General features: G+C 69.9%; 28 protein-coding genes. 10 read left to right on the top strand and 18 right to left on the bottom strand.

Annotation, left to right across the window (positions count from 1 at the left end):
* Positions 1–16 precede the first annotated feature (16 nt).
* On the bottom strand, positions 17–1,183 hold the full coding sequence (locus tag ACFHNC_RS10095) for an acyl-CoA dehydrogenase family protein (RefSeq protein ID WP_437169079.1): 1,167 nt from the start codon (positions 1,181–1,183) through the stop codon (positions 17–19).
* A gap of 65 nt (positions 1,184–1,248) precedes the next feature.
* Between ACFHNC_RS10095 and ACFHNC_RS10090 the strand changes: the two genes are divergently transcribed.
* Positions 1,249–2,349: an aminotransferase class V-fold PLP-dependent enzyme gene (locus tag ACFHNC_RS10090; protein WP_437169153.1), complete on the top strand. Its 1,101-nt coding sequence runs from the start codon at positions 1,249–1,251 to the stop codon at positions 2,347–2,349.
* Positions 2,350–2,363: 14 nt separating this feature from the next.
* Complete coding sequence (locus tag ACFHNC_RS10085; protein ID WP_437169078.1) at positions 2,364–3,473, top strand: DSD1 family PLP-dependent enzyme; 1,110 nt, start codon at positions 2,364–2,366, stop codon at positions 3,471–3,473.
* Between the two features lie 103 nt (positions 3,474–3,576).
* On the opposite strand, the gene ACFHNC_RS10080 is transcribed toward ACFHNC_RS10085, so the two are convergent.
* From ACFHNC_RS10080 to rfaD, 7 genes are all read right to left on the bottom strand, one after another.
* Positions 3,577–3,894, bottom strand: coding sequence for a hypothetical protein (locus ACFHNC_RS10080; protein ID WP_437169077.1), 318 nt, complete (start codon positions 3,892–3,894; stop codon positions 3,577–3,579).
* 101 nt (positions 3,895–3,995) lie between these two features.
* Positions 3,996–4,928, bottom strand: a complete 933-nt coding sequence (locus tag ACFHNC_RS10075; protein ID WP_168027646.1) for a ribose-phosphate pyrophosphokinase — start codon at positions 4,926–4,928, stop codon at positions 3,996–3,998.
* Between the two features lie 147 nt (positions 4,929–5,075).
* Entirely contained in the window at positions 5,076–6,017 is a 942-nt protein-coding gene (locus tag ACFHNC_RS10070) for a hypothetical protein (RefSeq protein WP_437169076.1), read from the bottom strand.
* Between the two features lie 69 nt (positions 6,018–6,086).
* Positions 6,087–6,863: a peptidoglycan editing factor PgeF gene (pgeF, locus tag ACFHNC_RS10065; protein ID WP_437169075.1), complete on the bottom strand. Its 777-nt coding sequence runs from the start codon at positions 6,861–6,863 to the stop codon at positions 6,087–6,089.
* Positions 6,860–7,858, bottom strand: a complete 999-nt coding sequence (locus ACFHNC_RS10060) for a class I SAM-dependent methyltransferase (RefSeq protein ID WP_437169074.1) — start codon at positions 7,856–7,858, stop codon at positions 6,860–6,862. The genes pgeF and ACFHNC_RS10060 overlap by 4 nt, the downstream gene beginning before the upstream one ends.
* Positions 7,858–8,652 (bottom strand): prolipoprotein diacylglyceryl transferase, encoded by a 795-nt coding sequence (lgt, locus tag ACFHNC_RS10055; RefSeq protein ID WP_437169152.1) that lies wholly within the window; start codon positions 8,650–8,652, stop codon positions 7,858–7,860. The genes ACFHNC_RS10060 and lgt overlap by 1 nt, the downstream gene beginning before the upstream one ends.
* 1 nt (position 8,653) lies before the next feature.
* A complete protein-coding gene (gene rfaD, locus ACFHNC_RS10050; RefSeq protein ID WP_437169073.1) occupies positions 8,654–9,634 on the bottom strand; it encodes an ADP-glyceromanno-heptose 6-epimerase in 981 nt (326 codons plus the stop codon).
* A 105-nt stretch (positions 9,635–9,739) separates the two neighbouring features.
* On the opposite strand from rfaD, the gene ACFHNC_RS10045 reads away from it, so the two are divergent.
* The 5 genes from ACFHNC_RS10045 to ACFHNC_RS10025 all read left to right on the top strand — a co-directional run bounded on the left by ACFHNC_RS10045 (position 9,740) and on the right by ACFHNC_RS10025 (position 12,840).
* Positions 9,740–10,102, top strand: a complete 363-nt coding sequence (locus tag ACFHNC_RS10045) for an accessory factor UbiK family protein (RefSeq protein WP_437169072.1) — start codon at positions 9,740–9,742, stop codon at positions 10,100–10,102.
* A 165-nt stretch (positions 10,103–10,267) separates the two neighbouring features.
* Positions 10,268–10,774, top strand: coding sequence for a YbjN domain-containing protein (locus ACFHNC_RS10040; protein WP_304810504.1), 507 nt, complete (start codon positions 10,268–10,270; stop codon positions 10,772–10,774).
* Between the two features lie 43 nt (positions 10,775–10,817).
* The gene (proC, locus tag ACFHNC_RS10035) at positions 10,818–11,618 is read left to right on the top strand and encodes a pyrroline-5-carboxylate reductase (RefSeq protein ID WP_437169071.1); all 801 of its coding nucleotides are present in this window, start codon (positions 10,818–10,820) and stop codon (positions 11,616–11,618) included.
* Between the two features lie 52 nt (positions 11,619–11,670).
* On the top strand, positions 11,671–12,267 hold the full coding sequence (locus tag ACFHNC_RS10030) for a TetR family transcriptional regulator (protein ID WP_437169070.1): 597 nt from the start codon (positions 11,671–11,673) through the stop codon (positions 12,265–12,267).
* A gap of 141 nt (positions 12,268–12,408) precedes the next feature.
* Entirely contained in the window at positions 12,409–12,840 is a 432-nt protein-coding gene (locus ACFHNC_RS10025; RefSeq protein WP_437169069.1) for a phasin family protein, read from the top strand.
* A gap of 66 nt (positions 12,841–12,906) precedes the next feature.
* Here ACFHNC_RS10025 and ACFHNC_RS10020 read toward each other — a convergent pair whose 3' ends face one another.
* Genes ACFHNC_RS10020 through ACFHNC_RS10010 form a run of 3 tightly spaced genes read right to left on the bottom strand, consistent with a single transcriptional unit; the run spans position 12,907 to position 15,571 of the window.
* Positions 12,907–14,295: an ATP-binding protein gene (locus ACFHNC_RS10020; protein ID WP_437169068.1), complete on the bottom strand. Its 1,389-nt coding sequence runs from the start codon at positions 14,293–14,295 to the stop codon at positions 12,907–12,909.
* Positions 14,292–14,999, bottom strand: a complete 708-nt coding sequence (locus ACFHNC_RS10015) for a response regulator (protein WP_437169067.1) — start codon at positions 14,997–14,999, stop codon at positions 14,292–14,294. The genes ACFHNC_RS10020 and ACFHNC_RS10015 overlap by 4 nt, the downstream gene beginning before the upstream one ends.
* On the bottom strand, positions 14,996–15,571 hold the full coding sequence (locus ACFHNC_RS10010) for a MarR family winged helix-turn-helix transcriptional regulator (protein ID WP_437169066.1): 576 nt from the start codon (positions 15,569–15,571) through the stop codon (positions 14,996–14,998). The genes ACFHNC_RS10015 and ACFHNC_RS10010 overlap by 4 nt, the downstream gene beginning before the upstream one ends.
* A gap of 184 nt (positions 15,572–15,755) precedes the next feature.
* Between ACFHNC_RS10010 and ACFHNC_RS10005 the strand changes: the two genes are divergently transcribed.
* Together ACFHNC_RS10005 and ACFHNC_RS10000 are read left to right on the top strand one after the other, a co-directional pair.
* On the top strand, positions 15,756–16,280 hold the full coding sequence (locus ACFHNC_RS10005; RefSeq protein ID WP_437169065.1) for an N-acetyltransferase family protein: 525 nt from the start codon (positions 15,756–15,758) through the stop codon (positions 16,278–16,280).
* A gap of 73 nt (positions 16,281–16,353) precedes the next feature.
* On the top strand, positions 16,354–16,707 hold the full coding sequence (locus ACFHNC_RS10000; RefSeq protein ID WP_437169064.1) for a SnoaL-like domain-containing protein: 354 nt from the start codon (positions 16,354–16,356) through the stop codon (positions 16,705–16,707).
* Here ACFHNC_RS10000 and ACFHNC_RS09995 read toward each other — a convergent pair.
* The 7 genes from ACFHNC_RS09995 to uvrC are packed head-to-tail and all read right to left on the bottom strand — an operon-like array spanning position 16,701 to position 23,420.
* A complete protein-coding gene (locus ACFHNC_RS09995) occupies positions 16,701–18,041 on the bottom strand; it encodes a hypothetical protein (protein ID WP_437169063.1) in 1,341 nt (446 codons plus the stop codon). The two genes, ACFHNC_RS10000 and ACFHNC_RS09995, sit on opposite strands and share 7 nt — an antisense overlap.
* A 32-nt stretch (positions 18,042–18,073) precedes the next feature.
* Entirely contained in the window at positions 18,074–19,438 is a 1,365-nt protein-coding gene (locus tag ACFHNC_RS09990) for a hypothetical protein (protein ID WP_437169062.1), read from the bottom strand.
* A complete protein-coding gene (locus ACFHNC_RS09985) occupies positions 19,435–19,890 on the bottom strand; it encodes a molybdenum cofactor biosynthesis protein MoaE (protein WP_437169061.1) in 456 nt (151 codons plus the stop codon). Before ACFHNC_RS09985 ends, ACFHNC_RS09990 begins: the two co-directional genes overlap by 4 nt.
* Before the next feature lies 1 nt (position 19,891).
* Positions 19,892–20,143 (bottom strand): molybdopterin converting factor subunit 1, encoded by a 252-nt coding sequence (moaD, locus tag ACFHNC_RS09980; RefSeq protein WP_437169060.1) that lies wholly within the window; start codon positions 20,141–20,143, stop codon positions 19,892–19,894.
* A 16-nt stretch (positions 20,144–20,159) separates the two neighbouring features.
* Positions 20,160–20,789: a hypothetical protein gene (locus tag ACFHNC_RS09975; protein WP_437169059.1), complete on the bottom strand. Its 630-nt coding sequence runs from the start codon at positions 20,787–20,789 to the stop codon at positions 20,160–20,162.
* A 56-nt stretch (positions 20,790–20,845) separates the two neighbouring features.
* A complete protein-coding gene (gene pgsA / locus ACFHNC_RS09970) occupies positions 20,846–21,466 on the bottom strand; it encodes a CDP-diacylglycerol--glycerol-3-phosphate 3-phosphatidyltransferase (RefSeq protein ID WP_437169058.1) in 621 nt (206 codons plus the stop codon).
* 25 nt (positions 21,467–21,491) lie between these two features.
* Positions 21,492–23,420, bottom strand: a complete 1,929-nt coding sequence (uvrC, locus tag ACFHNC_RS09965) for an excinuclease ABC subunit UvrC (RefSeq protein ID WP_437169057.1) — start codon at positions 23,418–23,420, stop codon at positions 21,492–21,494.
* A gap of 114 nt (positions 23,421–23,534) precedes the next feature.
* Between uvrC and ACFHNC_RS09960 the strand changes: the two genes are divergently transcribed.
* The gene (locus tag ACFHNC_RS09960; protein ID WP_437169056.1) at positions 23,535–23,756 is read left to right on the top strand and encodes a hypothetical protein; all 222 of its coding nucleotides are present in this window, start codon (positions 23,535–23,537) and stop codon (positions 23,754–23,756) included.
* Positions 23,757–23,765: the final 9 nt, after the last annotated feature.

Genomic DNA, 23,765 nt, shown 5'->3' with positions numbered 1-23,765 from the left:
TTCAGTAGCGTCCGTTTCAGTAGCTGCGGGGCAGCCCGAGCACGCGCTCGGCGATGTAGCAAAGCACCAGTTGCGGGCTGACTGGCGCGATGCGCGGGATCAGGCTTTCGCGCAACAGTCTTTCCAGGTGGTATTCCTGCGCATAGCCAAAGCCGCCGAGCGTCATCACCGCCTGCTGGCAGGCGTTGAACCCGGCCTCGCCCGCCAGATACTTGGCCGCATTCGCCTCCGCGCCGCAGGGCCGGCCCTGATCGTAGAGCCAGGCGGCCTGCATCACCATCAGTCGCGCCGCCTCCAACTGCATCCAGCAGGCGGCGAGCGGATGCTGGATCGCCTGGTTCTGTCCGATCGGGCGGCCGAACACGACGCGGTCCTTGGCATAGGCGGACGCGCGCGCGATGGCGGCGTGGCCGATGCCGATGGCCTCGGCGGCGACCAGGATGCGCTCGGGGTTCAGCCCGTGCAGGATGTAGTCGAAGCCGCGCCCTTCCTCACCGATGCGGTCCTCCTCCGGCACTTCCAGCCCGTCGATGAACAGCTCGTTCGAATCGACGGCGTGGCGGCCCATCTTCGGGATTTCGCGCACCTGCACCTTGCTGCGATCCAGCCGTGTGTAGAACAGCGACAGGCCCTCGCTGCGCTTCTTCACCTGATCGAGCGGCGTGGTGCGGGCCAGGATCAGCATGCGGTCCGCCACCTGCGCCGTGCTGATCCAGACCTTCTGCCCCTTCAGCACATAGCCGGTTTTGCTGCGCGCGGCGAAGGTCTTGAGCTGCGTGGTGTCGAGGCCGGTGTTCGGCTCCGTCACCGCGAAGCAGGCCTTTTCGGCGCCCGATATCAGCGGCGGCAGCATGCGGTCCTGCTGCGCTTCCGTGCCATGCACGACAACCGGCATCGGCCCGAAGATGTTCATGTGGATGGCCGAGGCGCCGGACATGGCCGCACCGGATTCGGCCACCGTCTGCATCATGATGGCGGCCTCCGTCACGCCGAGGCCGGCGCCGCCGACACGCTCCGGCATGCAGATGCCGAGCCAGCCATCCGCGGCCATCGCGGCATGGAATTCCTGCGGGAAGCGGTGCGCGCGGTCAGCCTGCAGCCAATAGGCATCGTCGAAGCGGCTGCAGAGGCGTGCGACGGCATGGCGCAGCGCCTCCTGCGCCGGCGTCAGGGCAAAATCCATGGGTTGGCTGTCTCCTTGGCCGACAGCGTGCCAAGCTGACGGCGAAGCGCAACCCTCGGTCCGTGATGTCCCTGTTCAATCCTGCTGATTTCCTGATTCCGCCCGGCCTGGTGCATGTCTGTGCCGCCGGCGAAACGCCCGTGCTGCATGCGCAAGCCATGGCGCTGTCCCGCCATGCGCTGGACAAATCCAGCGGCCCCGCCGGGCGGGCGAAGCTGGATGCGGAGGTGGAGCGGCTACGCGCCCGGCTCGCCGCCTTCTGGTCCGTGCGCACGGACGGCATCGGCCTGGTGTCCTCGGTGGCGGAGGGGATGTCGATGCTGGTCGAAAGCCTGGATTGGCGCCCCGGCGACAATGTGCTGATCGACCGCAACGAATACGCCTCCGTCGTCGCCCCGCTGTCGGTGAAGGGCGTGGAACTGCGCTTCGTGACGATGGCGGACCCCGCTGCGGTGGCGTCCGCGGCGGATGCGCGGACGCGGATGCTGGCGGTCTCCGCCGTGTCCTACCTCGATGCGCGCAGGCACGACCTGCCGGCGCTGCGGGCGGCGGCGGATGGCGTGGGCGCGATGCTGGTGGTGGATTTCACCCAGGGCAGCGGCTGGATGCCGATCGAGGCGGAGATCGCCGATTTCGCCTTCTCCGCCTGCTACAAATGGATGCTGGGCCTGACCGGCACCGCCATCGCCTTCTGGAACCAGGCACGCCAGCCAGGCTGGGCGCCGGCAACGGCGGGGTGGTATTCCATCGTGACGGGACCTCGCCCCGACTACTCGGAAAAACTGGCGCTGCGCCCCGATGCCGGCCGCTTCACCCGCGGCAATCCGGCGCACGCGCCGTGCTACGCGCTGCATGCCGCGATGGATCACCATGAGCGCTTCGCACGCGGCGCCGTGCAGGTGCATGTGCAGGCGCTGACCGTGGCGCTGCTGGCGCGGCTCGATTCCGCGGGCATCGCCAGCATCACCCCGCCCGATCCCCGCCAGCACGGCGCCAGTGTCTGCATCGCGCATGACCGCGCCGCACAGGTGGTGGAGGGCATGGCGGCGCGCGGCGTGCTCGCCTGGAATGGCCGCGGCCGCATCCGCATCAGCTTCCACGGCTACAACGACCTTTCGCAACTTGACCCCATCATGGCCGCGCTCACGGCCGCCTTGTCCGACTGAGGGAACTGAAAAAGATGCTGCAAGCACCGCCCGCCGAACCCGGCATGCGCGAGGAGGATGTCGAGACCCCGGCGCTGCTGCTGGACCTCGATGCCTTCGAGCACAACCTGGACACCATGGCGGCGATCCTGGCGCCCACCGCGACGAAGCTGCGGGCGCATGCCAAGACGCACAAATCCCCGGTGATCGCCCTGGCCCAGATGCGGCGCGGCGCCATCGGCCAATGCGTGCAGAAGGTGGCGGAGGCCGAGGCACTGGCCTGGGGCGGCGTGCCGGACATATTGGTGAGCAACGAGGTGATCGCGCCGCGCAAGCTGGCGCGCCTGGCCGCGCTATCCTCCATCGCCAAGGTCGCCGTTTGCGCCGACCACGAACAGGGCATCGCCGCCATCGAATCCGCCGCCGAAGCGGCCGGCCTGCGCATGACGGTGCTCGTCGAGATCGATTGCGGCGCCGGCCGCTGCGGCGTGACGCCGGGGCCGGAAGCGGTGGCGCTCGCCGAGCGCATTGCCGCCAGCCGCCACCTGATCTTCGGCGGGCTGCAATCCTACCACGGCAGCGCCCAGCACCACCGCACGCCGGAGGCCCGCGCCAAGGCCATCGCCGGCGCGGCGGAGGGCACGCGCCGCACGGTGGAGCAGCTGCGCCAGCGCGGCCTGGAATGCGCCATCATCGGCGGCGCCGGCACCGGCACCTTCCGCAACGAGGTCGCCAGCGGCGTCTGGAACGAGATCCAGGCCGGGTCCTACGCCTTCATGGATGCCGATTACGGCCGCAACGAGGACCCGCCGCCCTTCCGGCAATCCCTGTTCGTGCTGGCGCAGGTGATGTCCGCCCCGCGCCCGGGCTTTGCCGTGGTCGATGCCGGCCACAAGGCGGTGGCGATCGATAGCGGCCTGCCGCTGGTGCACGGCTTTCCGGGCGTCAGCTACACCGGCGCCTCCGATGAGCACGGCAACCTGAAGGCCGAGGACCCGTCGGCCTTGCCACGCCTCGGCCAGACGGTGCGGCTGGTACCGGGCCACTGCGACCCCACCGTGGACCGCTACGACTGGTATGTCGGCGTGCGCCGCGGCCGGGTGGAATGCCTGTGGCCGGTCGCCGCGCGCGGTGGGATGGCATAATGCCAGCGCCCTCAGATGCCGGGCGCCCCCTCCGGGGGCTTGGCTTCGCCGCATGAGCGGCGGCGGCCGTTCGGCCGCTCGGCCGGCATGATTGGGGCGCGCCTCAGCGGCAAACGCGCCTTTCAACCCAACGGTGGCGAATCCGGCCGGACCGGTCGCGGAAGGCAACGCGGCGGCGCTCGATCCAGCAGCGTTGGCGACGACGGCGCTGATTGCCCCGGGGGCGACCCGGCGGCGGTCCCCACTGGACCTCCTGCATCAGCGCCTCGACCTCGGCCTGTTCGGCCACGGCGGGTGCGGCCTCCGGCAGCGGGGCGGGGTTGGGCGGGCGGATGGCGCGGGCGGCGGCCTCGGCACTGCCGAGGGTTGCCGCGGCGATGGCGCCAGCCAGGCCGGCGAGGAGAAATCTGCGGCGTTCCATGCTGGGTCTTTCTTGGGTTCAGGAAGCCCAGTCAGCGCCGCAAACATGGCCGCAAATAGACCGGAACCTGCTGAAATTCCGGCCTTTCGCAAGCAAGTGTTTCAGTTGAACAGCGAACTGACCGAGGATTCCTCGCTGATCCGCTTCATCGCTTCCGCCAGCAGCTGCGCGATGGTCAACTGCTTGATGTTGCGGGAAACCCGCACGGCCTCGGTCGCCAGGATGCTGTCCGTGACCACCATATGCTCGATCTGCGCGGCGCCGACGCGCGCCACCGCGCCGCCCGAGAAGACACCATGCGTTACGTAGACGCTGGCGGATTTCGCGCCGTTCTTCAGCAGCGCCTCCGCCGCATTCACCAGCGTGCCGCCCGAATCGACGATGTCATCCACCAGGATGCAGTCGCGGCCTTCCACCTCGCCGATCACGTTCATCACCTCGGAGACGCCGGCGCGGGGGCGGCGCTTGTCGATGATGGCGAGGTCGGTGTGGATGCGCGCCGCGATGGCCCGCGCGCGGACCACGCCGCCGACATCGGGGGAGACGACCATCAGGTCGCGGCCGGCGAAGCGTTCCTGGATGTCGCGGGCGAACAGCGGGGCGGCGAACAGATTGTCCACCGGCACGTCGAAGAAGCCCTGGATCTGCCCGGCATGGAGATCCATCGTCAGCACGCGATGCGCGCCGGCCTCGACGATCAAATTCGCCACCAGCTTCGCCGAAATTGGCGTGCGGCTGCCGGATTTCCGGTCCTGCCGGGCATAGCCGAAATAGGGGATGACCGCCGTGATGCGCCGCGCGCTGGCGCGCCGCAGCGCGTCCAGCATGATCAGCAATTCCATCAGGTTGTCATTGGCCGGGTAGCTCGTGGACTGCACCACGAACACGTCCTGGCCGCGGACATTTTCATGGATCTCGCAGAAGATCTCCATGTCGGCGAAGCGGCGGACGGAGGCCTGGGTCAATGCGATGCCGAGCGCCGCGGCGACCGCCTCGGCCAGGGGGCGGTTGCTGTTGCAGGCGATAATCTTCATGGCGCGCGCGAACCCCGGGGGAAGGAGTTACGAAAAAGACGGGCGAGACCGTGGAAATAAGCGCCACGGCGGACGGGCGGCTTGGTAGCAACGTGACGGTATGGTGTCCATCGCGCCTGGATGACGGGCGCGCATGGCCGCCACCCGTCAGCGAGCCGGCGGCGGCGCAGCAGGGGCGCCCGTTGGAGCCCCGGACTGGGAAGCCGCCGCATTGGCGGCACCCGGAAAGCCACCGGCATTGAACACGACGTCCCGCACCCCGCCTGCGGCTTCCTCGGCCACCACGACGGCCACATCGCCCCACAGGCCGTTCAGCGTGCCGGCCGGCACCTCGTTCAGTTGCAGCACCCGCCCCAGATCCTCGCCATCGCGGCGGGAGACGATCCAGACGATCTCCACCCGCTGCTGGCCGCGGCCCGAGGCCGCCACCGTGACCTCCCCCTGCACCGCAAATTGTGCGTCGTGCGATTCCGCCTGCACCCGAAAGCCGAGGCCGGCCAGGCTGTCGCGCATGCGCGCGGTCAGGCTGGCATTGCCATCGCCCGGCGCGCCGCGCACCGGCAGCAGCCTCAGCACCGGCGGCCCGCTGCCCACCGCGCGCTCATCCCCCGTGCGGCGCTGGGCATCGATGCGGCCGACCAGATTGGCCAGCGGGGTCGCGGCCTCGCCGGCGATGCGCTCCAGCAAGGCGGTGCCGCCCTCCGCCCATTCGCGCGCCGGAACGGGCTGGCCCACGAGCATGCCGAGTGCCTGGCCATCCGCATCGCGCAGCGCGTAGCGTGGGATGACCCGGCCAGCCTCCCGCTCCGCCGCCACTACCAATTGCCAGTCCAGCGGCAGGCCGGGGCCGGCCACGGCCGGAACCTCATTCGCCACCAGCGCCGCGGCCAGGGCGCGGGACAGGGTGGCGGCCTCGGCATCGGTCAGCAGAATCTGCGTGGAATTCGGCACCGCCACGCGGTAGCCGGGCGGCAGGCGCAGCCGGCGGGCGACGGCGCCAGGCCGCCCGCGAAAGGGTTGCGGCAGGCCGGTACAGGCGGCCAGCGCCAATGGCGCCAGCAGCAGGAGGCGGCGGCTAGATAAGGACACAGGAAGCCAGCAGGGTAATCACCATCAGGACCATGAACATCACGACGTAGGGCATCGGCTCATACCGGGCTAGCGAGTGGGGATAGCAATGGCGGAAAGTTGGTGCCCGAGCGGACCGCCACCAGCCAGCGTCCGGCGCCGATGGCTGAAAAACCGATCCTCCAGCGCCAGCGTGTCCTGCCACAGCGCATCGGCGCGGCCGATGCCGGTGGCAGCGAGGCGGGCGGTGCAATAGCCGGCCAGGTCGAACTGCCAGCGATCCTCCCGCTGGCCGGGGGCGAAGAAGCGCGTATCGGTGCCGTTCTGCGCCAGCACCTCGTCCCGCAGATCGGGGCCGACCTCATAGCTCGCCTGGCCGATGCAGGGGCCGACCACGGCGGCAATGTTTTCCCGCGCCGCGCCGAGACCCTCCATGGCCATGATCGTGGCCTCCAGCACCCCGGCCACGGCGCCGCGCCAGCCGGCATGGGCCGCGCCCACCACCCCCTCGCGGAGATCGGCGAACAGCACCGGTGCGCAATCGGCGGTCAGCACGCCGATCGCCTGGCCGGGGCGGTTGGTCACCAGCGCATCGGCGGTGGGGCGGGTGGCGTCGGTCCAGGGGGTGCGGGCATCGGCCACCGCTACGCCATGCACCTGCACCAGCCCGAGCACCGCCTCGGCCCCCAGCACCCCGGCGCAGGCGGCGCGGTTGCGGCGCACCGCCTCCGGATCATCCTGGCCGGAGAGCGAACAATTCAACGCGGCATAGGGGCCAGTGGAGACGCCGCCCTGCCGGGTGAAGAAGCCATGCGGCACGGCCAGGCCGCCGGTCAACAAGCCGGGGGTCAGGAAGCCGGGGGTCATGCGGGTTCGAATCCTGGCAGGGTGGGCAAGGCAGGGTCGCAGACGGCCAGCGCCTTGAACAGCCGGCCCATCCCCTCCGCCGCCACCAGCCGCTCCGCGCCCGAAAGGATCTCGCCGGCGAGGCGCGGGCGGGAGCGGGCGAGCATGGCGGCGCGGGTCATCAGGCCGAGGCGTTGCAGGAACAGCCCCTGCGGCAGCGGCCCCTGGGTGGCGGCGCCTGCGGCCTGCGCGGCGCGGGCGAGAGCGGCGAAATCGACATGGGCGGTGAGGTCAGCCGTGCCGGGTTCGGCCAGCGGGTCCAGCCCGGTGGCCTGGCCGCGCACCGCCTGGAGGCTCTCGCCGAAACCGGACTCGGCCGGACCGTAGTCGAGGAACAGCGCCGCGCCGCCCTGGGTGGCCAGACGCCGGGCCAGGCCCGCGACCACGGCCTGTGCGGCTTCGCCCACCTCCTGCACCGCACCCTCCGGCGCCTCGGTGGTTGGTGGCGTGTCGGCTGGCCGTTCGACGAACTGCCCCTCGGCGACGTGGCGCTCCAGCCAGGCGCCGTCCCGTCGGATGAACTGGCGGATCGGCAGCGCGTCCAGAAATTCATTGCCCAGCAGCAGCATGGGGCCAGCGGGCAGGCTGGCCAGGTCGTCGTGCCAGGCGGTCACCGCATCGCCCAGCATCCGGCGCTGCTGGTCGCGCAACGCCGGGGAGGTCTCGACCAAATGCAGCCGTAGCGCCGCCCGGAAGGGGGCAGCCACCTCACCCACCATGCGCAGCGCATCGGCCATCAGCGTGCCGCGGCCAGGCCCGGCCTCCACCAGCAGCACGGGGTCGGGCCGGCCCATCATGTCCCAGGTCACCGCCGCCCAACCGCCCAGCACCTCCCCAAAAGCCTGGGATATTTCGGGCGCCGTGGTGAAATCCCCCGCCCGGCCGAAGGGCGAGGCCGGCCGGGCGTAATAGGCGGCGACGGCGCGGGCCATGAAGTGGTCCAGGCGCTCCGTCATCAAGCGGGGCGGCGCGCGCGCACCATCAGCATCAGGCCCACCAGTATCATCGGCACGGACAGCAACTGCCCCATGGTCGCGCCGGCGAACAGGAAGCCCAGATGCGCGTCCGGCTGCCGGAACACCTCGCCCACCAGCCGTGCGGCGCCATAGCCCGCCAGGAAGGCGCCGGTGACGAAGCCCTCCCTCTCCCGCAGGGCGGGGATGCGGACCAGGATGTTGAGCAGGACGAACAGCAGCACGCCTTCCATCGCCGCCTGGTAGAGCTGGCTCGGGTGTCGCGGCTCCGGCCCGCCGGTCGGGAAGACCATGGCCCAGGGCGCGTCGGAAACGCGGCCCCACAGCTCGCCATTGATGAAATTGGCCAGCCGCCCGAGGCCGAGGCCGATCGGCACGGCGGGCGCGACCCGGTCCCCGAAGCGCAGCGCGGACAGGCCCTGGCGCCGGCAGAACCACAGGGCGGCCACGATCACGCCGAGCATGCCGCCATGGAAGGCCATGCCGCCCTGCCAGACATACAGCGCCTCCCACGGCACGGAGACGTAGTAGCCGGGGCGGTAGAACAGCACATAGCCGAGTCGCCCGCCGAGAATGATGCCGAGTGTTGCCCAGGTGATGAAGTCATCCAGCTGCTCGCGGCTGGCGGCCACCGGGGCCAGCGCCACCAGCCGCCGCGCCAGCATCCAGCCGAGCACGATGCCGGCGATATAGGCCAGCGCGTACCAGCGCAGCGCGAAGGGGCCGATCTCGATCAGAACCGGGTCGATGACGGGGAATGCGATCACGAACATCAGGTCACCGGTACGGGTCAGGGTTCAGCAGGAAATCCCGCACATAGCGGCCGACGCCATCTTCCAGCGTCGTGGGCGCCCGGTCGAATCCGGCCGCGCGCAGCTTCGCCATCGGGGCCTCCGTAAAATACTGGTATTTTCCGAGTAGATCCGGCGGCATGTCGATAAATTCGATGCGGTCATTCTGGCCGAGGCCGGCGAACATCGCCCGCACCAGATCGACAAAGCTGCGCGCCTGGCCGGAACCGATGTTGAACAGCCCGCTGACCTTCGGATGGTCCAGCAGCCAGAGAATGGCCGCCACGCAGTCATCGACATGCACGAAGTCGCGCATCTGGGCGCCATCGGCGTAATCGGGGCGGTCTGACCGGAACAGGCGGGCAGGTTCGCCGCGCTGCACCTCATGGAATTTGTGGAACACCACGCTGGCCATGCGGCTCTTGTGGGACTCGTTCGGGCCATAAACGTTGAAGAAGCGCAGCCCGGCCCATTGCGGCGGGGCGGGGTATCCGCGCGCCAGCATCCCGGCCACCCGGCGATCGAAGGCGAGCTTCGACCAGCCATACAGGTTCAGCGGCCGCAGCGCCGCCAGCGCCGCGGGGCTTTCATCATCGGCAAAGCCCAGCGCGCCATCGCCATAGGTGGCGGCGGAGGAGGCGTAGATGAACGGGATGCCCCGCGCCGCGCATTCCGCCCACAGTGCCAGCGGCAGCGTCAGGTTGGTGGCGGCCACAAGGTCGCCATCGGTCGCCGTGGTCGCGCTGATGGCGCCCATATGCAGCACCGCCGAGACCTTCGGCTGGCTCGCCCAGAATGCCGGAAACTGGTCCGGGTCCAGGATACCGGCGATGCCGTGATGCGCCAGGTTGCGCCATTTCACGCCATCCCGCAGCCGGTCCACCACCAGGACCTCCTCGCCCCGGTCACAGAGTGCGGCGACCAGGTTGGACCCGATGAAACCGGCGCCGCCGGTCACGACATACATCGGCGGTTGTCCCTTCGCGTCGCGGCCCCTATCTCGCCGCGGGCGGGGTATAGGCCGCGGAAACGCGGCCGGACAAGGCACGCAGCATTTTGGCAGGAGGTCGTGATGACCAGCGAAACCGGACCCGGCGGCAGCGGATCCAGCGGCATGGGTGGTGGCATGGGCGGCAGCAGCGGCCCGAAGCGCGGCCTGTTCGACGACCTGGCCGGCATGGCCGGCGGCGCCTTCTCCGTCCTCGCCGGCGCTCGCGCCGAGGCCGAGGCCATGGGTCGCGCGCAAGTCGAAGCCATGGTGCAGCGCCTGGACCTGGTGCGCCGCGAGGATCTCGACGCCGCCCTCGAAGTCGCCCGCCGCGCGCGGGAACAGGCGGAGGCCCTGGAACTGCGCGTCGCCGCCTTGGAGGCCAAGCACGCCAACGACCCCGTGAAGCCCTCGGCCGAGCCCGGCCTCGATGCGGATGCGGGCTGAATCTGCCGCACCATCTCCGTCCCGTGCGCCAGTCCGTTGAGACTGGTCACGGAACCGGTGCTTGCCGCCGCGTTTTGCACCTGCGTAGTCTAGCCCTTGTGGCGATTCGGGCGGACGCCCCCAACTGAAGGGGGTAGTTCCCGAATGGGCGAAGGAGGTGCCGCGATGTCCGCTTATGTCGGATACGAGGAACGCGACCGGTCCGCGAACCCCCTCGATGTGCTGGAACAGATCGTGACAGCCAATGAATGGGTGTTCGACCGCCGCTCGGACAGCGAGATGGCGGCGGAGGCACCGGGCAAATGGTGTGACTACGGCCTGTACTTTTCCTGGTCGCATGAGATCAGCGCCATGCACTTCTCCTGCACCTTCGACCTGAAGGTGCCGGCCGGAAAGCGGGAGAAGCTGTTCGAGCTGCTGGCCCTGGCCAATGAGAAGCTGTGGATCGGCCATTTCGGCCTGGACAGCGATGATGGCGTGCCGGTGTTCCGCCACGCGGTCCTGCTGCGCGGCGCCCCGGGCGCCTCGGCCGAGAGCCTGGAGGACATGGTGGATATCGCCATCACCGAATGTGAGCGCTTCTTCCCCGCCTTCCAGTTCGTCCTCTGGGGCGGCAAGCCTCCGGGGGAGGCGCTGCAGGCGGCCATGCTGGATTGCGTGGGCGAGGCCTAGTCCCGCACTTGCCAAGCGTGCGGGCGCCGGCAAGGCTGCCCGCATGACCGACATTCTTCCCCCTTTACTGCTCATCGGCTGCGGCAAGATGGGTGGCGCCATGCTGGCTGGCTGGCGCGAACGCGGCCTCGGCCAGACGTTCGTGGTGGACCCCTTCGCGCCCGGCCCCATCCCCGGCGCCACCCTGCTGCGCAACCCGGCCGAGATCCCCGCCGGCTTCGCCCCCGCCGCCGTCATCCTGGCGACCAAGCCGCAGGAGGCGCCGGCGACGCTGCCGGCCTATGCCCGCTTCGGCGGCAGCGCCGTGTTCGTCTCCATCATGGCCGGCAAGACGGTGGGTTTCATGCAGGGGCTGCTGGGCGAGTCCGCCGCGGTGGTGCGCGCCATGCCGAACACCCCCGCCGCGGTGCGCCAGGGCTTCACCGTGGCCTGCGCCGGCCCGGGCGTTTCCGCCGCCCAGCGCGACCTCGCGGATACGCTGCTGGCCGCGACCGGGGAGGTCGATTGGGTAACGGAGGAGGCGCTGCTGGACCCGGTCACCGCCGTCTCCGGCGGCGGCCCTGCCTATGTCTTCCTGCTGGCGGAACTGCTGGAAGCCGCGGCGGTGGAGCAGGGCATCCCGCCCGACCTCGCCCGGCGCATGGCGCGCGCCACCGTCGCCGGCTCCGGCAGCCTGCTGGCCTGGAGCACGGAGGATGCGGCGCAGCTTCGCAAGAACGTCACCAGCCCGAAGGGCACCACGGAACGGGCACTCGCCGTGCTGATGGCGCAGGAAGCCTGGCCCAATGCCATCTCCCGCGCCATTGCGGCCGCCACCGCGAGGTCGCGGGAACTGGCGGGCTGAACCTCACGCTTTTCCCATTGGCGCGGCGCGGTTCCGCCCCCAACATCAGGACATGGACACCTCCGACACCAAGCTGATCGACGCCCTGTTCACCGTGATCGCGGATCACGGCTGGCGGGGTGTCACGCCCGGCCGCCTCGCCGCCCTGTCCGGCGTGCCGGCCGGGGAGCTTGTGAGGCGCTTCCCCTCACGCCTCGACCTGCTGCGGCTGCATGCCGACTGGGTGGCCGCCCAGGTGGCGGAGGGCACCGTGCCTGGCCAGGGCGGCACGCCGCGGGACCGGGTGTTCGATGTGCTGATGCGCGGCGTGGATGCGCTGCAGCCGCACCGGGCCGGCATGCTTCGGCTGATGTCCGATATGCGGCGGGACGGCGTGCTGGCCGGGGCGCTGGCCCCCATCCTGCAACGCAGCATGGGCCGCATGCTGGACGCGGCGGAGCTCGATTCCAGCGGCTTGCAGGGCGGCCTGCGGGCCGCCGGCCTGGTCGGCGTGTGGCTGATGACGCTGCGCGCCTGGGAGAAGGACGATTCGGTGGATATGGGCACCACCATGGCGGCGCTCGACCGGGCGCTGGACCGTGCCGAGCAGACAGCGCGCAGCCTGCGGTTGGAGCCAGGCGACCTGACCCCGCAGATTGCGGTGGACTGAACCGGGTTCCACACTGCGGGACGCGGTCCCGTATCCGACGCAGGATTTTGTGCACTGCATCATTCTTCGGCTTCTATGGATTTCGGTGCTCCGCTATAGCGTGCCGCATTGCTTTCCCCCGCGTTCAAGGAGCCTTTCGCTATGTCCGACCGCTTTGGCATGAAGCCCGACGAGATGATGCGGATGCTGTCCGAGTTCCGCATGCCGGCGATGCCGGATATGGGCGGGCTGGCGGAAGCCCAGCGCCGTAACCTCGAGGCGTTGTCGAACGCCAACCGCGTGGCGCTGGAAGGCGCGCAGGCCGTGGCGCGGCGCCACATGGAAATTCTCCAGGCCTCGATGGCGGAAATGACGGACGCGATCCGCATGATGTCCGGCACCGAAAGCCCGCAGGCGCGCGCCGCCAAGCAGGCCGAGCTGCTGAAGTCGGCCTATGAGCGCGCCGTCGGCAACATGAAGGAGGTCGCGGACCTCATCCAGAACTCCAACTCCGAGGCGCTGGGCGTGCTGAACAAGCGCTTCACGGAAGCCATGGACGAGGTAAAGACCCTGGTCGCCCAGCAGAAGGCCTGACCATTCAATAGCCCTCTCCCCCCGCTCGGGGTGAGAGGGTTGGGTGAGGGGGCTACGCCCCACCCGCTACCGCGGCAGCCTGACCCGCGCGCGCAACCCGCCGAGCGGGCTGTTCTCCAGCACGATGTCGCCGCCATGCGACCGGGCGATGTCCCGGGCGATGGCGAGGCCGAGGCCGGTGCCGCCCGCCGACAGCGTGGCGAAGGGCCGGAAAGCTTCCTCCCGCTGCGCTTCGGGAATGCCCGGCCCGTCATCATCCACCGTCACCTGCGCCCAGGCGCCGGTCTCGCCGCGCGGAATTTCCGTGACCTGCACGGTGATGCGCCGGGCGTGCTTGCGGGCATTATCCAGCAGATTGGCCAGGCAGCGCCGCAGCGCGTCCGGCCGCAGCGGCAACTCCAAGGTATCCGGCGCCTCCACCGTCACCAGCGCGCCGTCCCGCCGCGCCTTCTGCGCCACATCGCGGACGATCGCGGAAAGGTCCGTCTGCTGGGTCTGTTCCTGCGCCTCTCCGCGGGCGAAGGCGAGGTAGGCGGCAACCATCCGCTCCATCTCCTCCACATCCTCCGTCAGCGCCGCCACATCCTCCTCCGCCTCCTTCGGGTGCGGCAGCATGGCGAGGGCCAGGCGCATGCGGGTCAGCGGGGTGCGCAGATCGTGGCTGATGCCGGCCAGCATATCCGTGCGCTGGGCGACGAAGCGGCGGATGCGGTCCTGCATGCGGTTGAAGGCGCTGGCGGCCTGGCGCACCTCGGCCGCACCCTCCGGCTTCATCTGCCCGATGTCCCGGCCCAGGCCGAAGGCTTCCGCCGCTGCGGCCAACCGGCGGATGGCGCGGACCTGGTTCTTCATGAACAGCGCCGCCACGCCGAACAGCAGCAGGGATGAGCCGACCAGCCAGATGAAGAACAGGTACAGCGTGCCGGTGAACAGCCGCTTGCGCGGGGCTTCCACATGCAGCACGCCGTCCGGAAGCTGGATACGGATGATCACGCTACGGCGGTCGGATTGCCAATCGGCATCGAAGGGCCGGCGCACCCGTTCCGCCATGGCATGCGCGAGGTCCCCTTCCAGCGGTAGCAGTGGCAGGAAGGCGGCGCGGTCCGGCGCGGTGCCGAGGTTGGCGCCGGCCTCGAAGGCCAAGGCGAGATCCAGCCGCCAGGCCGCATCGCGGAACAGCCAGGCGCGATCGGCGGGGTCCGGCATGCGCTGCATGATCTCGATCACCATCCCGATCTCGCCCGCCACGCCCCCGGCGAGGCGGCGGGAGATGACGTCCAGGTGGTTGCCGTAGAACAATTGCAGCGCGACCCCCTGCAGGATCAGCAGCGGCAGCAGGATGATCAGCAGCGACCGCCCGAGCAGCCCGCGCGGCAACAGCCCGCGCAGCCCCTGGCTGACGGCGCGCACCGGCCGCGCCGGGACCGCCGCGCGCAGGTCCGGCGCCCCGCTCATGCGCCCGGCCGCAGGATGTAGCCGCGGTGGCGCACGGTCTGGATGAAGCGCGGCTCCCGCGGGTCCGGCTCGATCTTGCGACGCAGCCGGGTCACCTGCACGTCGATGGCGCGCTCGCCGGCCTCGGGCGTGCCGAGCGCCTCGGCAATCTCCTCCCGGCTCAGCACCTCATTCGGGCGGGCGGCCAGGGCGATCAGCAGAGATTGTTCGCCGCCGGTCAGCCGCACCACCCCCTCCGGCCCGCGCAGTTCGGCTCGCTGCGGGTCGAACCAGCGAGAGCCGAGCTGCACCGGGCCGCCGGACAGATCCGCGACGGGTGGCGGGGCGGCGCGGCGCAGGATGGTGCGGATGCGCAGCGCCAATTCGCGCGGGTCGAAGGGCTTCGCCAGATAATCGTCCACGCCGTGCTCAAAGCCGATGACGCGGTCATCCGGCGCGCCGCGGGCGGTCAGCATCAGGATCGGCACGTCCTGACCCTCCCGCCGCAGGCTTTCCGTCAGTTCCAGGCCGCTTTCGCCCGGCATCATCACATCCAGCACCATCAGGTCGAAGCTGACGGAGGTCAGCGCATGGCGGGCGGCGGCCGCATCCGCCGCGGCGGTGATCCGAAAACCCTGCTCGGTCAGGAAGCGCTGGAGCAGGGCGCGCAGGCGGGAATCATCGTCCACCACCAGCAGATGCGGCGCATCGGCGGCGGCGCTCATCGGCTGGGCTCCGAGGGTCCGGCTTCCAGCCGTTCCAGCGCCTGGCGCGCCTCCGGCCCCATCAGCCCGCGCATGACACGGCGGAAGCCTTCCACCGCCTGCGGTCCGGCCTCGCGATAGGCGCGCATGACCGTGTCCCGCTGCCGCTCGAACAGGCTGCGTTCCAGCGCGGCGCCCTTTTCCGTCAGGCTCAGCAGGCGTTGCCGGCGGTCGCTGCGGCCGGGGCTTTGGGTCACGAAGCCATCCTCCACCAGCGGCGTCAGCACGCGGCCGAGCGACTGCTTGGTGATGCCGAGGATGCCGAGCAGATCGCCCACCGTGATGCCCGGCCGCCTTCCGACGAAATGCAGCACGCGATGATGCGCCCGGCCCATATCCAGCCCGGCCAGGATGGCGTCCGCGCCGGCGGTGAAGTCGCGATAGCCGAAGAACAGCAGATCCTGCGCCAGGCGCAGCTCCTCCTCCCGCAGGAACAGCAGGTTGCGGCCGGCGGCGGAGGTCGCGCGGTCATCCTCCCGCACCGCGCCGGGGCGGGGCTTGGCGGAGATGGGGCTGTCAGGTTCCGGCGGCATGGACGTTTTGCGTTCCCCTGGGTCATCGCGCTGCGCGCCCAGCCTCGATATAGGGCACGGGCGCGGCCACGAGTAGCAACCCGTATCATTCAAGTGCGGCGCTCATTGTGTGGCCAACGGGAGAATCGAGCGACATGCCAGGCCTGCCCCTTTTCGGCTCCACTTTTTGGAAGCAGGCCGCCTGATGCCGCTGGAACTTCGAACGGCGCGCGTGGGCGATGTGGCGCGGATCAGCCAGCTTCATGCCGATCTCTGGCGCGTCTCCCACGCGACAGTCTTCGACGAGGATTTCATCGAGGACCCGTTGGAGGAGGCGATGGTGGCGCATTGGCAGGCGCTGCTGCGCGGCCGCAAGCGGCCGGGGCAGGTGCTGGTGGCGATGACGGGCCATCAGCTGGAGGGTTTCGTCAGCGCCAGCCTGCAAGGGACGACGGCGCAGATCGACCATCTGGAGGTGCGGGAGAAGATGCGCGGCCGCGGCATCGGCCGGTCCCTGCTCGGCCTCATCGCGCAGCGCCTGCGGAATGAGGGCGCGCGCGCCGCGACGCTGGCGGTGCCCGCCGGGCAGGAAGACCTGCCGCGGCTGGCCAAGCGCTTCGGCGGCGTGCTCGGCCCGGTGGTGACTCGGGAGAGGCTGGGCCACCCGATGCCGGAATGCAGCATCAACTGGGCCGACATCACCCGGCTCATCAGCGCGTGCGCCGGGTGAAACGAAAATGTCATTGGCTGGCGGCTGCGCGCCGAATTAGCCTGCACGAAGGGAACAAAAAGGGAATACGCAGATGACCGTCCGGGAAGTTGCCGAAGGCTTTGCCGCGCTCTGCAAGGCCGACAAGCACGACGAAGCCGGCGAACGCTACTGGGCGGAGGATGTGGTGAGCCTGGAGGCGATGGACGGCCCGATGTCCGAGGTGCGCGGCCGGGCGGCGGTGAAGGGCAAGGGGGAATGGTGGTACGCCAACCATGAAATCCACTCCACCACCACCGAAGGCCCCTTCGTGCATGGCGACCAGTTCGCGCTGCGCTTCGAGATGGATGTGACGACGAAGGAAACCGGCCAGCGCGTGCAGATGGCGGAAATCGGCCTCTACACCGTGCGCGACGGCAAGGTGGTGGAGGAACGCTTCTTCTACTGAAGCGGCCGCCCGCGCGGCATCGCGGCCAGTCCTACCGCCAGCGGCAGCAGCCAGACGATGCGCGCCTGGTAGCGGTCATGCGGCTTGGACAGGGCGCCAGCCGCCGCCGCATTCGCCGCCAGCGCGCCGAGCGCGAAGACCAGCAGCGCCGCGCGCGGCCAGTCCCGCGCCCGCGCCGCGCGCCAGCCGAGCCACAGCGCGCCGCCGAGGCTGGCCAGCAAAACCGGCAGATGGGGCAGCAGCCAGGGCGCGGCCAGTCCCGGCAGCATGCCGCGCATCTGCGCCCCGGTATCGAACTGCGCCAATTCCTCCGCCGGGAAATGACCCTCGATGGCGCGGCGGGCGGAGGCCGCCAGGTGGTCCGGCACCAGCGTATCGCCCACCTGCATCTTGCCGAGCTGCGCCAGCCCATTCCGCAGCGCCGCGGCGGCGACCTCGGCGGGATAGGCGGCAAGCGTCTCGGCGATGATGGCGCGCGCTTCCTCCGCGCCGCGCATCCCGCCCATGCGGCGCAGACTGCCATCGGCCTCCCGGTTCAGCGGGCTGGTCTCGTCCCAGAGGAATTCGTCGCTGTCGATCGGCAGTCGGTCGGTGAAGGCGCAGAGATGCCAGCCGGCATCCGGGCAGCGATCCCGCAGCAGTGCCGCCGCCGGCCCGTCGGCCTGAAGCCGCGCCAGCAGGAAGGCGGACCCGTGCGGGGATGGCGTGAAGCGTCCGAAGGCGATGGCATTGGCCGTGCACAGCAGCAGCACCGCCAGCGCCACCGGCAGCCCCGCCCGCAGCACCGGCCCAGGCCGCCAGGTCAGCACCAGCGTCAGCGCCAGCAGCGCCAGCGCCACCGGCAGATGCGAGAGGTGGGCGGCCACCGCCAGCACCGCCAAGCTGCCCACCCACAGCGTCTGGCCCAAAGTCACCCGCCCGAAGGCCAGCAGATACAGGCAGATCGGCAGCAGCCCGGTCAGCGCATCCGGCATCAGCGTCGCCAGGAACCAGGGCGCCGAGGTCAGCAGCCCCACCCCGGCGCAGGCCAGCACATGCCAGCCAAGATGTGGCCGCCCCCGCACCGCGCCCTGCAACAGCCAGATGAGGTGCGACGCGATCAGCCCCTGCACCAGCACCGGCGCCCACAGCGATCGCTGCCAATGGAACAGGTGCAGAAAGGGGCCATAGGCCTGCGTCTTGTCCCAGGGCACCTCCGGCACCGTGGTGTGCAGCAGGTAGGAAACGGTATCGATGAAGACCAGCGGATAGCCATTCAGCCAGGCTGGCCAGACCAAGAAGGGCGCCCCGGCCAGTACGGCCAGCAGCGCGAGGAAGCGGGGGGCATGCGACATCGCCGGCAGTTTCGGCGCCGGGACAGCCGCGGTCACCCCAGGGCCACGCGCCCTTCGGCGGTCTCCGCGGGACGTGATCGGGGGGCCAGCGCCAGACCGGCGATCAGCGGCATCAGCCAGAGAATTCGCGCCTCATAGCGCAAATGCGGCTTGGACAGGCCGCCGGTGGCCAGCGCATTGGCGCAGACACCGACCAGCACACCCACCACCAGCCCGATGCGCTGCCGGTCGCCCAGGCTGCGCCACCAGGCGAACAGTGCCAGCACCGCGCCGGCCAGCAGCACCGGGACATGCGCGATCAGGAAGGGCGCGGCCGCCGCGGGTAGCAGGCCGCGCGGTTGCAGGGCGGCGTCATAGGCGGCCAGTTCGCGGGCGGGAAACCCCTCCGCGATGCGCGGCCGGACGGCGGCGGCCAAATGGGTTTCCACCAGCGTATCGCCCACCGTGGCCAGCACCATCTGGCGCAGCGCGTTCAGCGCGGTGGTCTGGGCGACCTCCAGCGTATGGGTCCGCAGCGTCTCCGACACGATCACGCTGGCCTCGGCCGAGAGCAGCGCGCCGCCGAGGAAGCGGGGTGTGCCGTCCGGCGCGCGGTTCACCGGACTGTCCGCCTCCCAGAGGAAGGCGTCGCTATCCATCGGCAACCGGTCGGTGAAGGCGCACAGGTACCAGCCCGAATCCGGGCAACGGTCTCGGATGACGGCGGCGGCCGGGCCATCGGCCTGCAGGCGGGCGAGCGCGAAGGTGGCGCCATGCGGCGACAGCACGGCGCGGCCATGGCCCCAATGATTGGTGCCGAGCAGCAGCAGGATCGCCGCGGCCAGCGGCGCCGTCACCCGCAGCAGCGGCCAAAGCCGCCGCGCCACCAGCGCCACGAACACCACCATGGCCAGCGCGAGCGGCACATGGGACAGGTGGGTGGCGATGCCGATGGCCGCCAGCAGCCCCAGCCACAGGCACTCCGCACGCGACAGCGCCGCCCGCGCAAAGCCCAGCAGCAGCAGCGCCAGCAGCACGATGGGCGCGAAGACATCCGGCATCAGCAGCGCGATGGTGAAGGGCGCCGTGGTCAGCAGCGCGGTGCCGAGGCAGATGGCCAGGTGCCACCCCGGCGCGGCCCGCCCCCGCAATGCCCGTTGCGCCAGCCACAGCAGGTGGGACACGCATAACCCCTGCGCCAGCAGCGGCCCCCACAGGCTCAACCGCCAATGGAACAGGTGCATCAGCGGGCCGTAGACATGCGGCTTGTCCCAGATCACCAGGGGGCCAGTCGTCTGGTGCAGGAAGGCGCCGGTATCGCTGAACAGCAGCGGGTAGCCGTTCAGGAAGGCCGGCCAGACCAGCAGCAACCCGCCGGCCAGAATCGCCGCCCCCATGGCCATCGGGCGCAAAATCAAGCCGGCTTCGCCCAGCGCGCGGCCGCGGCATCATCCGCGGCCTTGGCCTCGACCCAGCGGCTGTCGCCACCGGCAAACTCCTCCCGCTTCCAGAAGGGGGCGGAGGTCTTCAGCCAGTCGATCAGGAAGGCGCAGGCCTCCAGCGCCGCGGCGCGATGGGCGGAGGCGGTGAGCACCAGCACGATCGGCGCCCCCGGCACCAGGCGCCCGACGCGATGGATCACGGTGCAGCCGGTCAGCGGCCAGCGCGCCCAGGCCTCCTCGGCGATCTTCTGCAGGGCACGCTCGGTCATGCCCGGGTAGTGTTCCAGCACCAGCGCCGCCAGCCCGTCATCCGCCCGACAAAGCCCGACGAAGCTGGCCAGCCCGCCGATATCATCCCGCCCGTCGGTCAGCGCAGCCGATTCCGCGCCAAGATCGAAGGGCGTTTCCTGAACCCGAACCGTGAGCATTTCAGCCCCCCGTCACGGGCGGGAAGAAGGCAACCTCATCGCCCACCGCCACCGCCTGGTCGGCAGTAGCAAAGTCCTGGTTCACCGCCGCGCGAACCTGGCGCGGATCGGCGAAGGCCGCCGCGTGGCCGGGGCTGCGGCCGGCGAGCCAGCCGACAAGGCCGGCCACATCGGTGACCGAGGCTGGCGGTGCCACATCCTCCTCCGCCAGCCCGACCTTCTGCCGCACCCAGGCGAAATACAGGATCTTCAAGGGGCGGTTGCCTCCCTCAGTTCGGCACCACGCGCGTGCTGGTGCGGCCATCGGGGCCGATCCAGGTCTCGACATTGCCATCGCGGATCACCGCTCCACCACCCTGCGGGCCGGGCTGGCCCGGCACGGGGCTGGGGCTGGTGAGGCGGCGGGTGGCAGGCGGGCTGCTGGCGCCAGCCGGGGCGGGGGAGGCCGGGGATCGGGCGAAATCGGGCGGCGCGCCCAGATTGCCCGGCGGGGTCGAAGACCCGCGCCGGATCGGCCGGTCACCTGGCGTGGGCACCGGGGAGGCAGCGGCCGGCGCACCCTGGATCAACGAGGGCCGATAGACCGGGATGTTGCGCATCGCCTCATCCGGCCCGCCCATCATGGTGGTCCGCTCTGCCTCCTGCACCGGCCAGACATCACCGGCCTCGGGCACAAGCGGCTCCACGGTCGGGTTGGCACCGCGCACGCGCTGGACGGTCAGGCTGTCGGAGGCCACCACATGGGTCGGGCCCATGAAGGGCGACCAGATGCGGTCCATGGTGGAAGAGACGGTGCTGCCCACCTCGCCGGTGGAGCAGCCAGCCAGCAACAGCAGCGCTGCCAGTGGTGCGCCGCGCAGGCCACGGTTCAGGGAAGGGCAGGTAGGTTCGGCGGCCATGTCGGCTCCCGTGATCGCGAGGTTCGGGCGGAAGATGCGCCGCAGAGGGAAATGCCTCAAGAGTGTAGCGAAGGCTGTGCCGGCGGCGTCGGCGCCGGGGGCGCCGAGGCGCGGCCGACATGGCGCAGCCCGGCCTGGAGATAGTCCCATCCAGTTACCAGAGTGAGTACCGCCGCGACCAGCAGCATTACCTCCCCGATCAGGGACACCGGCAGCCAGGACAGCCAGATCACCGCGGCGCCGCTGTCGCCGGCCAGCAGCGCGCCGAGCGCACCCATCTGGAAGCCGGTCTTCCACTTCGCGAGGTTGGTCACCGGCAGGCCGATCTTCAGCCCGGCCAGGTACTCGCGCAGGCCGGAGACCAGGATTTCCCGCAGCAGGATGATGATGGCCGGGAACAGGCCGAAGGTGCTGAGCTGGCCATTGCCGGCCAGCAGCATCAGCGCGGCGCCGACCAGCAGTTTATCCGCGATCGGGTCCAGCATCCGCCCGAAATCGCTGATCTGCTGGCGGGACCGTGCCAGCTTGCCGTCGAAATAATCGGTGATGGCCGCGGCCGAGAAGATGGCGCAGGCAACCAGGTCCGTCCACGGCTCACGCAGCGTGGCGAACAGCACGAGCACCGGGATCGCCGCGATGCGCGACAGCGTCAGAAGATTGGGGAGGTCGGTCGGCACTGATTCATCCGGCGTTCATCTTCACTCAGCCTTCCGACACTCTACCCGGCCCGGCGCCCGGGTGGAAATGGCCATGGATGCGCCGGGCGACGGCCGGGCCGATTCCGGGCGCATTTTCCAGATCCGTCAGCGCCGCGTTGCGCACCCCGCGGGCAGAGCCGAAATGGTTCAGCAGCTTGCGCTTTAAAGCTGCGCCAACGCCCGGCACATCATCCAGCTCCGACCGCACCAGCGCCTTGGATCGGCCGGTGCGGTGGGTGGAGATGGCGAAGCGGTGCGCCTCGTCCCGCAGACGCTGAAGGTAGTACAGCACCGGGTCACGCGGCGGCAGTTGGATCGGGTCCCGGCCAGCCTGGTGGAACCATTCGCGGCCTGCATCGCGGTCCGGTCCCTTGGCCATGGCGACCAGGGGAATGTCGTCCACGCCAAGCTCGGCCAGGATTTCCCGTGCCGCAGTAAGCTGGCCCTGGCCGCCATCGATCAGCACGAGGTCGGGCCAGCTTTCGCCTTCGCGGCCTGGATCCTCCTTCAGGGCGCGGCCGAAGCGGCGCTCGAACACCTCCCGCATCATCGCGAAATCGTCACCGCCCCGCGGTGCGGGGGCGGGCGTCATCGTCGGCGCGGGGCCCTTGATGCCGTATTTCCGATAGGCGGATTTCAGGAAGCCGGAGGGGCCGGCGGCGACCATCACGCCATAGGCGTTGGTGCCCATGATGTGGCTGTTGTCATAGACCTCCACGCGCTCCGGCGACGCGGCCAGGTCGAAGATGCGGGCGACGCCGGCCAGCAGGTCGGCCTGGGCAGCGCCTTCGGCCATGCGGCGCTCGATCGCCTCTCGCGCATTGGTGGCGGCGTGGTCCATGGCGGCGCTTTTCGCGCCGCGCTGCGGGCGGTGGATTTCCACCTTGCGGCCGGCGCGCAGGCTCAGCGCTTCCGCCAGCAGGGGCGCGTCCTGCGGGTCGTGGCTGACCAGGACCAGGGGTGGGGGCGGCAGGTCATCATAAAGCTGAGCGAGGAAGGCGCCGAGCACCTCCTCCGCCGATTGCTCCGCCTTGGCATGGGACAGGAAGAAGGGCCGGTTGCCGTTGTTGCGGCCGCCGCGAAAGAAGAAGACCTGCACGCAGGACTGCCCGGCCATCTGGTGCAGGGCGACCACATCGGCGTCGTTCACACCATCCAGGTTGATGCGATCGCTGCCCTGCACATGGGTCAGGCCGCGAATGCGATCGCGCAGGCTGGCGGCGCGCTCGAATTCCAGCTTCTCGGCTGCCTCCTCCATCTCCGCCGCCATCTTGCGCTGGAGCGAGGGGATGCCGCCGCCCAGAAAGTCCTTCGCCTCCCGCACCAGCGCCGCGTAATCCTCGCGCGAGATGCGCTCGACGCAGGGGGCGGAGCAGCGCTTGATCTGGTGCAGCAGGCAGGGGCGGGTGCGGCTGTCGAACACCGTGTCACGGCAGGTCCGCAGCAGGAACACCTTCTGCAGCGCCGTCAGGGTCTGGTTCACCGCCCAGGCGCTGGCGAAGGGACCCCAGTAGCTGGCGCCCTTGCGCCGTTCGCCGCGATGCTTGGCAATCTGCGGCCAGGGGTGGTCCTCCGTCATCACCAGCCACGGATAGGATTTGTCGTCCCGCAGCACGATGTTGTAGCGCGGCCGCAACTTCTTGATGAGGTTGGCTTCGAGCAGCAGCGCCTCGGCCTCGCTGCCCGTGGTCACCACCTCCAGGCTGCGGGTCTCAAAGACCATGCGACGCAGGCGTTCCGGCAGGCGAGGCACCTGGGTGTAGGCGTACACCCGCCGCTTCAGGCTGCGTGCCTTGCCGACATACAGCGCATCCCCCTTGGCATCGAGCATCCGATAGACGCCAGGTGCGAGCGGCAGCGTCTCCAGCGCACGCTCGATGATCGCGAGGCCGGTCAGCTGCGGTGCCGCGGCGGGGGTTTCAGGCTCGGTCATCGGCGCGTGGTGCCATGCGTGAAATGCAATGCTGATGCCTCGGTGGGTCGCCTCGGGCTTTTCCACCGAAGCTGTGGAAAACTCTGTGGATCGAACGCCGCGGACACCACGGAAATGGCCGTCATCCGCCAGTCACACATCATTGCCCAATTTTTGGGCGGTTTTGTTAACCATTTGATCTTGCTAGAAATTCGGATCAGCCACCGAGAAATCAAGCGGTCAAGTACAACTTCCATGTTGACACAAAAAACCTTCACCGGCTTCCGGCAGCGCGGTGGAAAAGTCGCCCCGCAACCCCTTCCAGAGGCGCACGCTTTGTGTCGTTTGGATGGCTAGGCGCGACAT

Source organism: Falsiroseomonas sp. E2-1-a4 (assembly GCF_051433165.1).
Classification (GTDB): domain Bacteria; phylum Pseudomonadota; class Alphaproteobacteria; order Acetobacterales; family Acetobacteraceae; genus Falsiroseomonas.
Note: the sequence above shows the minus strand (reverse complement) of the source record. Positions and strands in the feature narration are given on the sequence as shown.

Bases quoted from the DNA above. Each gene is read 5' to 3' on its own strand.
- ACFHNC_RS09995 (WP_437169063.1), bottom strand. From the start codon at position 18,041: ATGTCGCATGCCCCCCGCTTCCTCGCGCTGCTGGCCGTACTGGCCGGG.
- rfaD (WP_437169073.1), bottom strand. From the start codon at position 9,634: ATGTATGTCGTGACCGGCGGCGCCGGTTTCATCGGGTCCAACCTGGTC.
- ACFHNC_RS10045 (WP_437169072.1), top strand. From the start codon at position 9,740: ATGACCAGCGAAACCGGACCCGGCGGCAGCGGATCCAGCGGCATGGGT.
- ACFHNC_RS10030 (WP_437169070.1), top strand. From the start codon at position 11,671: ATGGACACCTCCGACACCAAGCTGATCGACGCCCTGTTCACCGTGATC.
- ACFHNC_RS10090 (WP_437169153.1), top strand. From the start codon at position 1,249: ATGTCCCTGTTCAATCCTGCTGATTTCCTGATTCCGCCCGGCCTGGTG.
- ACFHNC_RS10025 (WP_437169069.1), top strand. From the start codon at position 12,409: ATGTCCGACCGCTTTGGCATGAAGCCCGACGAGATGATGCGGATGCTG.
- ACFHNC_RS10020 (WP_437169068.1), bottom strand. From the start codon at position 14,295: ATGAGCGGGGCGCCGGACCTGCGCGCGGCGGTCCCGGCGCGGCCGGTG.
- ACFHNC_RS09975 (WP_437169059.1), bottom strand. From the start codon at position 20,789: ATGGCCGCCGAACCTACCTGCCCTTCCCTGAACCGTGGCCTGCGCGGC.
- ACFHNC_RS10060 (WP_437169074.1), bottom strand. From the start codon at position 7,858: ATGACGGAGCGCCTGGACCACTTCATGGCCCGCGCCGTCGCCGCCTAT.
- ACFHNC_RS10040 (WP_304810504.1), top strand. From the start codon at position 10,268: ATGTCCGCTTATGTCGGATACGAGGAACGCGACCGGTCCGCGAACCCC.
- ACFHNC_RS10085 (WP_437169078.1), top strand. From the start codon at position 2,364: ATGCTGCAAGCACCGCCCGCCGAACCCGGCATGCGCGAGGAGGATGTC.
- proC (WP_437169071.1), top strand. From the start codon at position 10,818: ATGACCGACATTCTTCCCCCTTTACTGCTCATCGGCTGCGGCAAGATG.
- ACFHNC_RS09960 (WP_437169056.1), top strand. From the start codon at position 23,535: ATGGCCGTCATCCGCCAGTCACACATCATTGCCCAATTTTTGGGCGGT.
- ACFHNC_RS10005 (WP_437169065.1), top strand. From the start codon at position 15,756: ATGCCGCTGGAACTTCGAACGGCGCGCGTGGGCGATGTGGCGCGGATC.
- pgeF (WP_437169075.1), bottom strand. From the start codon at position 6,863: ATGACCCCCGGCTTCCTGACCCCCGGCTTGTTGACCGGCGGCCTGGCC.
- ACFHNC_RS10080 (WP_437169077.1), bottom strand. From the start codon at position 3,894: ATGGAACGCCGCAGATTTCTCCTCGCCGGCCTGGCTGGCGCCATCGCC.
- ACFHNC_RS10075 (WP_168027646.1), bottom strand. From the start codon at position 4,928: ATGAAGATTATCGCCTGCAACAGCAACCGCCCCCTGGCCGAGGCGGTC.
- ACFHNC_RS10000 (WP_437169064.1), top strand. From the start codon at position 16,354: ATGACCGTCCGGGAAGTTGCCGAAGGCTTTGCCGCGCTCTGCAAGGCC.
- ACFHNC_RS10095 (WP_437169079.1), bottom strand. From the start codon at position 1,183: ATGGATTTTGCCCTGACGCCGGCGCAGGAGGCGCTGCGCCATGCCGTC.
- ACFHNC_RS10010 (WP_437169066.1), bottom strand. From the start codon at position 15,571: ATGCCGCCGGAACCTGACAGCCCCATCTCCGCCAAGCCCCGCCCCGGC.
- ACFHNC_RS10015 (WP_437169067.1), bottom strand. From the start codon at position 14,999: ATGAGCGCCGCCGCCGATGCGCCGCATCTGCTGGTGGTGGACGATGAT.
- uvrC (WP_437169057.1), bottom strand. From the start codon at position 23,420: ATGACCGAGCCTGAAACCCCCGCCGCGGCACCGCAGCTGACCGGCCTC.
- ACFHNC_RS09985 (WP_437169061.1), bottom strand. From the start codon at position 19,890: ATGCTCACGGTTCGGGTTCAGGAAACGCCCTTCGATCTTGGCGCGGAA.